At 45.7% G+C, this 10,347-nt stretch carries 6 protein-coding genes; 2 read left to right on the top strand and 4 right to left on the bottom strand.

The features are described from left to right. Positions 1-1,212: hypothetical protein (locus tag IJJ71_RS03545; RefSeq protein ID WP_296845354.1), on the bottom strand; the 1,212-nt coding region annotated here is incomplete at its 3' end. 148 nt (positions 1,213-1,360) lie between these two features. Further along, entirely contained in the window at positions 1,361-4,552 is a 3,192-nt protein-coding gene (locus tag IJJ71_RS03540) for a hypothetical protein (protein ID WP_296845353.1), read from the bottom strand. A 132-nt stretch (positions 4,553-4,684) separates the two neighbouring features. Here IJJ71_RS03540 and IJJ71_RS03535 point away from each other — a divergent pair, with 132 nt between their 5' ends. Beyond that, positions 4,685-5,995: a UPF0164 family protein gene (locus IJJ71_RS03535; protein WP_296845352.1), complete on the top strand. Its 1,311-nt coding sequence runs from the start codon at positions 4,685-4,687 to the stop codon at positions 5,993-5,995. A gap of 1 nt (position 5,996) precedes the next feature. On the opposite strand, the gene IJJ71_RS03530 is transcribed toward IJJ71_RS03535, so the two are convergent. Then, positions 5,997-7,598, bottom strand: a complete 1,602-nt coding sequence (locus IJJ71_RS03530) for a 1,4-alpha-glucan branching protein domain-containing protein (RefSeq protein WP_296845351.1) — start codon at positions 7,596-7,598, stop codon at positions 5,997-5,999. A gap of 8 nt (positions 7,599-7,606) precedes the next feature. Then, positions 7,607-8,281 carry a DUF4912 domain-containing protein gene (locus tag IJJ71_RS03525; protein ID WP_296845350.1) on the bottom strand — a complete coding sequence of 225 codons (675 nt, stop codon included), beginning with the start codon at positions 8,279-8,281 and terminating at the stop codon, positions 7,607-7,609. A 154-nt stretch (positions 8,282-8,435) separates the two neighbouring features. On the opposite strand from IJJ71_RS03525, the gene IJJ71_RS03520 reads away from it, so the two are divergent. After that, positions 8,436-10,127: a putative bifunctional diguanylate cyclase/phosphodiesterase gene (locus IJJ71_RS03520; protein ID WP_296845349.1), complete on the top strand. Its 1,692-nt coding sequence runs from the start codon at positions 8,436-8,438 to the stop codon at positions 10,125-10,127. Positions 10,128-10,347 lie beyond the last annotated feature (220 nt).

Raw genomic sequence — 10,347 nt, 5'->3', positions numbered from 1 at the left:
TGAGATTGAGCAGGCCTTGTCGTCGGTCTGCCATGCGAGACATAGCGAGGAATTTTCTGCGAGGACGAAAGCGCAAGGGAAAGCAGATGAAATCTTGTTGCTCTGCCGCCTTAAAATTGAATCGACCTCGACCCACTGAACTCCGAGATTTTCCGCGAGACGGACATTGTTCACACCGTTCCTGTCATCGAACCAAAGTATGAAAAATTTTTCCTTGAAGAGGAACAGTGAAGGCCGCCTGCCGTTTCCGAAGGCATTAAGGGATTCGACATCGTTTTTATCAAGGATTTTTCCGTCGGGAGAAAGAGGCGCGACCATGATTGTGGCCGTGCTTCCAGTTTTTGTGGTGCGTTCCCAGGCCATTTTCGTGTTTTTGCCGTCAGAAAGAACGAAAGGACGGAAATTTTTTGCCTCAAGGTAAGATGAGCTGTCCAGCATCGATGAAGAATCCGTGACCACGAAAGGCTCAGACCATGAATCAGAAAATGGCCCCACCCTTGAAGATGCGTAAATCAGCGAAGTCGTTGAGTCCTTGCCGCTCCAGCCCTCAAAGAAGACAAATTCCCTGCCGCCAATCCAGGTGAAGAATGGGGAGAATGCGTTTGAGATTGAGGAAGATGGTTTGAACACCTTTAAATCAGACCATTTTTTGCCGTCCGCCGACTCAGAGTATAAAATCGAGAAAGAAGATTCTGTCGGGCTTTGCTTTCCCTCACCAAGCGAGATGAAAAGGATGAAGGAGCCTGTTTCTGAAGCGAAAATTCGGGAAGAAGTAATCTGCTTTATTTGCGGCGGGAAAGTAAAATCCGTAAAGGAAGCGGCTTTATCCGAAGAAGAATAGACTTTTATGACTCCGTTTGCGGAAGAAGAATCCAGAACCGAAACAGCAAGAACGCCTTTTGAGGAAAGGGCCGCCGAATACATGTCCGGAACATCATCGCCTGAGTATTTGAATGTGTCCGGCAGGCTGAAAGTGTCCGACCAGAGGAGCCTGTCCCTTTTCTGCCGCCACGAGATTTTTATTTCCTGCCGAAGTTTGTCAACGCTCTCATAAAAAATATAGGAATCGTGCGAGTCATAGAGAGCGACCGGGAAATATGAATTTTTTGCAGATACACTCTCAACGGAATCCCAGAAGATGTTTTCCCTGGTCTGCGCGTGAAGTGCAGTTAAAGAGAACAAAATCAAAAGACTACAAAAAAACTTTCTCATCACGCCCACCTAAGAAAACACTGAATAAATCCGATTGCGGATTTTTCAGTGTTAACCATAATATTGCTAATTGTCCGCAACATAACGAGTTGCGGCAATTTGACGGGAAGTGCTGATTAATCGCTTCAAGTGTTAATCAGCACTTCCCCTAAAGCCTCTTCAAGATTCGGTTGTACAAGTCTATGACTTTCCTGCTCTTTTTTGCGGCCGCACCTGTCAGAAGATTCTCCATTATTGATTTTGCATCCGCGAAACGCCTCTGGTTGAACAGTCGCGCAGCCTCAGCATACATTTTTTCGTCGCTCTGTGAAAGAATCGGCGTGCTTGTCGCACCAATTTTGAGCTGAATCTGGAGTTTGAGTTCCTTTGCAGCCTTGTTCGTTCCGTCAATCGCAATCGCCTCGTTCGCAATGGCAAGCGCACGGTTAAGTTTAGCCTCGTCCTCACCGGCGGCCTTGAAAGCCTGCCTTGCCTCAGAGATTTTTGAGTCTGCGGATTTTTTGACTTCTTTTTTGACTTCTTTTTTCGGGAACATTCCGAGGGAATCTTTTATGTCATAAATTTCCTGCGCAAGTCCCGGATATTTCGGGTTAATCGAGTACAAATCTTCCAAATCAGCAAGCCGCTCGTTCTTGTTGGAGTTGAGGCGCGCCGCATTGTACTGGTTCTCGAACTGCCGAGGGAAGCCTTCCGGGTCAAGTTCCTGCTGGATTTTAAGCGTAATCAGCCGGGCTTCCTTGTTAAGAGGATAGACATTCTGAACATTTCGGATATTCGTGAGCGCAAGGTTGAAAGCAGCATTAGCATTCTCCAGCTCATCGTTCTTTTTGAGCTGCACGCCCTTCTCAAAGCTCTGCTTAGCCATATCAAGGCTGTATGAAAGTTCCGGATAGTGAGGATCGGACTGCAGGAGGACACGGCCGTACTCAATGCTCTTGATTGTCGTTACGATGTTGAGCATGTCCTCAATCTCAGAATCACGCTCTGTGCTGACCTTAGCCCATTTTGCCTGAGCCGTCACAAGAAGGCTCTCCGCCGAGTCGAAATTGCTCGAATAGTAAGCAATCGCGGCCTTATCCTTGAGTGCGTAAACTTCACGAAGGACTTTCTCATACTCCGCCTGCTGAATCTTGACTGCGAGCGCGCTCAAAGTCTCCTCACGCATCACGCGGATTTTCTCGGAATATTCGATATCCAAAGCCCCGGCATATTTTTCGGACGCGGAATCAACGGCCGCATTTGCGCTGTCAAAATCTTCCTTTTTAAAGGCAGCAAGAGCGAGACTATACTGCTCGTCCGCATCACGAAGAAGATTCTCGTAATCACGGATTTTTTGCTCAGCTTCCGTAATGATAACCTGATTGCGGGCATACAATGAATCAAACTTCTTAATGACAACATCGAGAGCAAGAGTTCCGCGGTTGAAATCCGCATTTTCCGCACGATATTCCTCACCGCCAGAAAGATAAGCGCGTTTTTCGGAATGAATGGCTTTTTTACGCTCAATCTCCTGATTTATCTGAAGTGCATTATCCCTGGCCTCAATCGGATATTTTTTTACGAATTCGACGCCCTGGTTTTCGGAAGACTTTTCGCCGTTAAAAAGAAGTTCTGTCTCTGCGCAAAGCTTTTCATATTTGTCATAATCTTTTTGAGCAAGCGAATAGTAAGCCTGCGCAAAATAGCCCCAGATTATATTTGCGTGAAGCCCCGCCTCTTTTAAATTCTGGTTGGCTATCGAAACGAAATATTCAATCTGTTTTCTGAAATCAAGCGGGTCATCAGAAATCTGGACGCCGGCCGTAGTTCTTTTTTGCCTGTCCGAAGCCTTGATTTTTCCGCCGCTTGCCCGACGAAGCTCATCGATTTCCTTTTCCCTGACAGTTTTTGCCTCAAAATATGCGTTTTCTTTTTTTTGTTCCTCGTCAACCAGAGAAATATGTGATTTTGAATCCGACTTGATTTTCTCGTAGCGGGAAAGTAGAGCGAGATTCGCCATTATGGTCGTATCAGAAAAATCAGTCTTGTCGATTTTGTCGGAAGTGCCTTTTACGGCCGCAAGTTCCTTAGTGCTCTCGAATGCAATTCCCAGATCCGCTATGTACTCGCTGACAAACGCCATTGATGAAGCGTAGCCGGAATGTTTCTCACCGACCGTAGAGCCGTCAGGATTTTTTTCAAGATTGTACAAATCATGCAGAAAGCGCGCGTATTCCGAATAATTCTTTGCGACCTCGATGTTTTTCTGCTCAGAATCGATTTTTCCGGCAAGTAAATAAATTTTTGACTCAGGAAGATTCGTGATAATTCCGTTCAGCATGTCAAAGACCACTGCATTTGTCTTCGACTTCATTGACTCGACCCTGCTGTTGAAATATGCGTCAAACGCGCCGATTATGCCCGTATCCGGATTGGATTCATCACCGATGATAAATTTCTGAAGGAATAAAATGTAGCTTGTTCCTTCCAGCCGAGGATTTCTCTCGACGGCGACCCCTTCCGCCCAAGTCATGACAGCAGATTCGGCAATAATTCTGTTCCGCAAGGATGCAAAATCCGAGAATGCACGGTTGACCTTTATCAAAGCCTGCACGACCAGCTCCAAGTTCCGCGTTGAGACGGCCTGCATGTACTCGGCGTAAGCCTTCTCGCACTCCTCTATCCGGCCTTCCATTCCCGATGAAGAAAGACTTCCGGCCACAAGAGTGCGCACATTGTTAAGCGAGCGGCGGACAGGAGTCGTGATGTCACTATCGTACACGACAAGGGTTCCTTCTTCATCAGGCGCAGGATTATCCGTTTCAAAAACTATGTCTGAATATTCATTTTTGATTGCAAATCCTTCCTCGAATTTGACACTGGCGGCTGTGTAGGCTCCGTTTTTGATTAAAGTCGCACCTTCCCGCATGATTTTGTTGTACTGATAGAGAACTTCACCAAGCGTAACAGTCCTTCGGGCAAGATTCGTGAAATCAAACACAGTGTCTGTTGAGTCAAGCTCGGAATTTTCAAGTTCCGTGATTTTCGTAAGTTTTTCTGATTTTGATTCCTCGCCGTTCTTAATGACATCAACAAGCTCTTCGGCACCTCTGTTGTAATCCTCGCGAAATTTCATGATTCTCGCGACCCTTTTCTGGGCCCGGTCAAAGTCTTCTGGATGAGCCGCCATGTATTTTGTGAGTGCCTTAAGTGCCTCGTTATACGCCGTTGTATCAATGAGGATGTCAATCTGCTTCAGCGACAAAATCTCCCCGTCCGCTTCTCCATAAGTCTGCGGAAGAAAAAGCCCCGTGGCAAAAAGAGAAAATAGAATTACGATGGCAAGGCGGTGTCTACGCATCCTGTTTCAAAATCGAATAATACTCCATATCTATTTTCGACAGAATTCATGCCGAAAGAAAGCATGTCGGCCGAAAATATTAAGGCGGCTAAATATGGATTTTTTGCGCCTATCCTATTATAATATAATATGATGAAAAAAATCTTCCTTCCGGTGGCATTTTTCATTTTTCTCGCACATTCCTGGGCTATGGACCTTAGCGCCCCCCAGTCAACGCTCGCCGATATTTTTTCTTCATCAGTTGACCCGAACGAAGGCAACACGGTTTTCTGCTCAATGAACATTCCTTCCGGCGGTCGCACCGAAGCTCTTGGCACGGCATTCGTCGCGCTCGCAGATGACTCCAGCTTCTTCGACTTCAATCCGGCAGCAAGCGCAATCCTTGAGCAGAGCGAAATTTCCGTGAGCCACAACGCGTGGATTGCGGACTCAGCCCTCGAAACAGTCGCCCTCACCCGTCGTAACGGCAACCTCGGCTACGGCACGCAAATCAAATGCTTTTATGTGCCTTTCAGCGAATACAATCTTTACGGAGACAGGGTTAGCGGAAGCTACTACAGCGAGACAAGCGCGACTTTCAACATCGCCTACAATTTTCTGGCAGGCTACAGTTTCAGGGGCATTGCAGTCGGAGCAAACGCAAAGCTGGCATGGCGGAGCGTTCCCGATTACACGGACAACAGGACGGACGCAATAATCCCCGGCTCCGGCCTTGAGCAGTCCGCGCTCGGAATCATGGCCGATACAGGAGTTCTCGTCAGGTTCAACGCGCTCAAATACTATCAGGACAGAAACCCGAACCTCAACCTGGCACTCTCGCTCAACAATTTCGGAGCGGCTTTCACAGGATTCGGTTCTTCGGTCAAAAAAGATGATGACACGCCGGCCCGCATCAGCGCAGGATTTTTCTACAAGCCATTTTCAAGGCTCACAATCAGCACGGAAGTCCGTAAGCCAATCTCAATAAGCAGCATCTCATCAAGCGGAAAAATTTCTTTCGGAACAGGAATCGAAACTCAGGTCACAAAAAATTTCGCGTTTCAACTGGGCTTTCTCCTGCAGGGAGCAAATCCTCGTTTCAGTCTCGGAAGTGAATTTGACATAAGCAGAATCAAAATAGATGTCGCATATACCCTCGACCTCACAAGCTCCATGAATCCGGTGAACCACATAAGCCTCAGCGCAAAAATCAAATTCGGCGACCGGGGGCGAAAAATTGCCATGAGCAAGGTGGACGAATGTTATCTGGACGGACTAAAACTTTACGCCGAAGGAAATTACGATGAGGCGATTGTCAAATGGGAAGAAGCGATTTTAACTGCGGCACGAAGCCCTCTGAACATCAAATTTGAGCCGGCAATCCTCGCAAGGGAAACGGCAATCAACTTCAATATTCAGAAGGCCGAGCTTGAAAACATGTACACGATTCCAAGCACCGACTAGATTATTTTTTTGGAGAGAAAATCCTGAAATTCATCCATGGGAAAATCAGGTGTTCTTTTTCGAGTTTTGTGAGCCATTCCGTGCTTACGGTATTTGAGCCGAGCGCATCAAACACAATCATGAATGACTTTATGGCCTGCTTGAAGCGGGCAGCAGCATATTCAGGGAAAATTCCGTCATGAATCATTTTTGCCCATTCGCCGCTCTGCGCAATCATCAGCTCCCTTGCACCAAGATTGAGGAGGCGGACTTTAAGGCCTGTCTCATTCGGGAAGCGGTCTGACAAATCGACCATGCGCTCGCACATTTTTCTTGTGTAGCGAATCATCCAGCCGTTAGAATTGTCAAGCAAATCCTCGCCGTAGCTGTTTCCCTGAGCAACGCCTGAATACGGAACGATTTTCTGAAGCCCGAAAGGATTTCCGACTGACGGAGACGGAGAAGAAAGATTTATGTCAAAATCAGCTGACTTTCGGATTACATTCTCAAGCCATGCGACACCTTCGGCCCACTCCTGACCAAGAACCTTTGCATCAATTACGCAGACAAGAGAAGGACCCCTTCCTTCCATGCAAGAAGCGGCCTCCGTGAGTTTTTCACTTTTTGCCTTGAGGAAAGCCTCGGCATCAAGCACAGCCTGTGAAGCAGCCTCTTTTTCGTTGTAAATTTCGTCATCTTCATTCCAGTATCTGAAATAAGACGGAATACGAGGCATGCCGTCCTCGATGAACTGAGCTTCAACCAGAGACTGTGCCGGCAAATCATATGCGACATCTTTTTCCTGATTTTTGTAAACAGGATTTGAAGAAAATCCGTTCTCGCCAATGATATCATCGGGAGTATCAGAATCCTGACAGAACAGAACAAGGGAAGCCTGAGAGAGGCTTGTGTTCGTATCGATGTCGCAGCGGACAGGAGAAAAAATTCCGTCCTTCGGCAAAGTCTCGCTGAAAAGCATTGAGCGGATGTCAACAATCGTGTAGCGGAAGCCGTAAGAGCGGAGAACCTTCTCAACCCCAGGAGTGTAGCCCATGAATGGAAGATAGAATCCGTCCGGATTATTTCCGAAGAAATGCCTGTGTGAATAAAGGCCGACCTCAACCTGAGCATTGAGGATTTCGGTCATATCGCCATAATGAGGAAGGAAAGCGTAAGTTCCGCAAGTCGCAAGAAGCTCAAGGTTTCCTTTTTTGGAGAAATATGCGAATTCTTTGAGAAGGTTCTGTGAATAAGCCTGAGTAAAATCAACAAGATCCTTTTTTGCTTTGGCAAGGCATGATTTTGCATTCTCAAGGAGAGCAGGCTCCCCTTTAAGCCTCTCAACTTCCTTCTCACCGAGCGCGATTCTTTTTTCAAGCCAGCTAACGAACTGAGCCTTAATCAAATCATCGCTCAAAAGCGAGCAGAGTGACGGAGAAAGAACAAGAGCAAGCTTAAAATCAATTCCCTCATTCTCAAACCTGTGGAACATGTCCAGCATCGGAAGGTAGGTCTGACAAATCGCACTGAACAAAATATCATTCTGAAGGGAATATTCCTTTTCATCCTCGTGCCGGATATAGCCCTGATGAGCTACTATTGTTAAAACAAGATTTTTAGCCATTTCTACGCTCACTCCACAAAAGACTGTCTGTATTTTTCATAATGTGATTTCAAAAGCTTTTTGAGGCCAGAGACCTCAAGGATTTTTGGAATCTCGACTTCCTGACCAGGGAAAGCCTTTGAGAAAATCGCAGGCGTTTTTGGAAGCGGAATTTTTTTTGAAACAGTAAGGCTGTCGTAATTTCCGTCGTTAAAGAATGCCACCAGGTCAACACGGAAATATTTTTTGCCAGCCTCAAGGAGAACATACTGCTCGCGGTCGGAAAGTGACACCTGAATGTCATAATATTCAACAGGATTCACATCTTCTTCCTGATTGAAATATGCGACACGCAAAACAAGCTGTTTGAAGCGGGAAGATTCAGAAATCTTTTTTATTCCATCGGAACTTATATCCCAGTAAACATAAGCCCATGCAGGATTTTGAAGAATCACAGAAATTTCCGTAGAATTGAAGGAATCAGGCAGATCCCAGTTTTCTTCCGGTATTTCGGCATTCTCGTTCATACTGGAAGAGCGAGCAGGAGCACGGTCAAGTTCCCCTCCGACTTCAAGAAGCTCACCGATAATAAAGCGGCGGTTCAGTTCGTCAGGAATATCGATTCCATAATCATCAGCAAGGGCAATAAGATCCGCTGATGACAAAGTTTCCAAATGTGAAAGCGTTAAGAATTTATTTTCCATAATTATCCGTTTTTTAGTTCTTATGATTGTCTTAAAAAACGCAATAAAAATCAAGACTTAAAGAGCTTTAAGAATAAAATCTCTGCATTTCAGGCTATCTTTTTCTTGAAAATTTGAAAACCTGTTGTAGAATAATATAGATAAGGGGTTTACTGTGAAAACGACATTTGCCAGCGAAGAGCTTTGCAATCTCATCAGCACCGTAATGCATTCGATTGACTCTCTGGAAGAGATGCACAAACTTCTCAACGAGACCGTATCAGATTTTGCTGACAGCATACAGCTCGGAAAACTCTCCGTAAAAGTCTCGAATCCGCAGACTGTCTACGAACCCCTCGGATTCAACAAGGAAATGCTCAACTTTGAGAATCCCAAAGGCTTCAATCCCGACACTTACGAAAAATTCTACTTCACCGAAGAAAATGGCTGCATAAATCTCAAGGCAAACCTTCTTCCAGGGGTTCTGTGGACAAAAGAAAACAAACAGCTTCTCGACTGCTATATTGACCTGTCATATCTTCTTTGCAGCCGCGTAAGGCTTTTGAGCATCATGTCGGCTGTCAAAATCACCGACTCTCTCACCGGCGCACTTAACCTTCACGGATTTCAGGAAGCTGTCGGCGATATCATGTCAATGGGCGAAATCCAGAACTATTCCGCCGTCCTGCTGAATTTCAAGAATTTCAAATACATCAACCAGAAGGTCACTACCGACAACGGCGACATCATCCTGCACAAATACAGCATGATGGTTCAGGGCTTCCTTGAAAAACAAGGCTACATCGCCCGCCTCGGAAGCGATAATTTTCTTGTTCTCTGCCCGAAATCAAGGCTCAAGGATTTCATCAATTTCATCGAAAACATCACGATTTCCGTGAACAACCGCGGAAATGTCGAGGATATAAAAATCAATGTGCGCGCAGGCATTTACGAGGCCAACGATGAAACGACTTTCGGTGATATCATGTCAAATTCTGCGGTCGCACTTGAAACGGCACGGCACTCACGCAACAAGGACATAATTTTCTTCGAACAGGAAATGCTTGAAAAGGCAATCCATGACAAAAGTATCTCAAACATGTTCATGGATTCTCTCGCCAAAAACGAATTCAAAGTCTACTACCAGCCAAAAGTCGATTTGACCACAAACACGCTCTGCGGCTGCGAGGCTCTTTCACGATGGTACGCCCAGAGGATGATTACCCCAGCCGAATTCATTCCTATTTTGGAAGCAGAAGGCACAATCAAAAACCTCGATTTTTACGTGCTTGAGGTCGTGTGCAAGAATATCCGTGACTGGCTCGACAAAGGAATAGAACCGGTCTTAATCTCAACGAATTTCTCAAAGCTCCACCTTTCCGACGACAATTTCGAGAACCACATCATCTCAGTCCTCAAAAAATACAATGTCCCGTCAAAATATCTGGAGCTTGAACTTACGGAGCTTTCTGATTACCAGTATTTTGACCGTCTCGTGCGTTTCGTAAACACCATGAAAGAAGCTGGATTCAAAATCTCAATCGATGACTTCGGAACAGGCTTCTCATCAATGAGCCTCGTGCGCAATCTCAACCCGGATGTCATCAAGCTGGACAAATCCCTTATTGACAATGTAGCCGCCGGCGATGACCAAAAAGCCAGAACCGACCGCGTAATCAGCAGCTCAATAATAAAAATGGCTCACGAGCTTGGCATCAAAGTGATTGCGGAAGGTGTCGAGAAAAAAGAGCAGGCAGAATTCCTCAAAGAAAACGGCTGCATAATGGCACAAGGCTTCTTATTCGACAAAGCCCTGTCACATGATGAATTTGAAAAAAGACTGATTACCCGCAAATACGAGATATAAATTCCTCACAGAGATATTTTTATAGAGTGGAAGAAAAAGAAGAAACCACAGATGTCACAGATTACACAGATTAATAAATTCCTCACAGAGGGCACAGAGTTCACAGAGATATTTTTATAGTAACAAAATAAAATGCCTCAGTCCCACTGCCTTTAAAAGCAATGCGACTGAGGCTTTATTTTTGAGCCCAAGAGTGCTCTCTGTGCACTCCTAAACTCTG

Source organism: Treponema sp. (genome assembly GCF_017430385.1).
GTDB lineage: Bacteria > Spirochaetota > Spirochaetia > Treponematales > Treponemataceae > Treponema_D.
The sequence above is the reverse complement of the archived record's forward strand: the minus strand, read 5'-3'. Positions and strand labels throughout refer to the sequence as shown.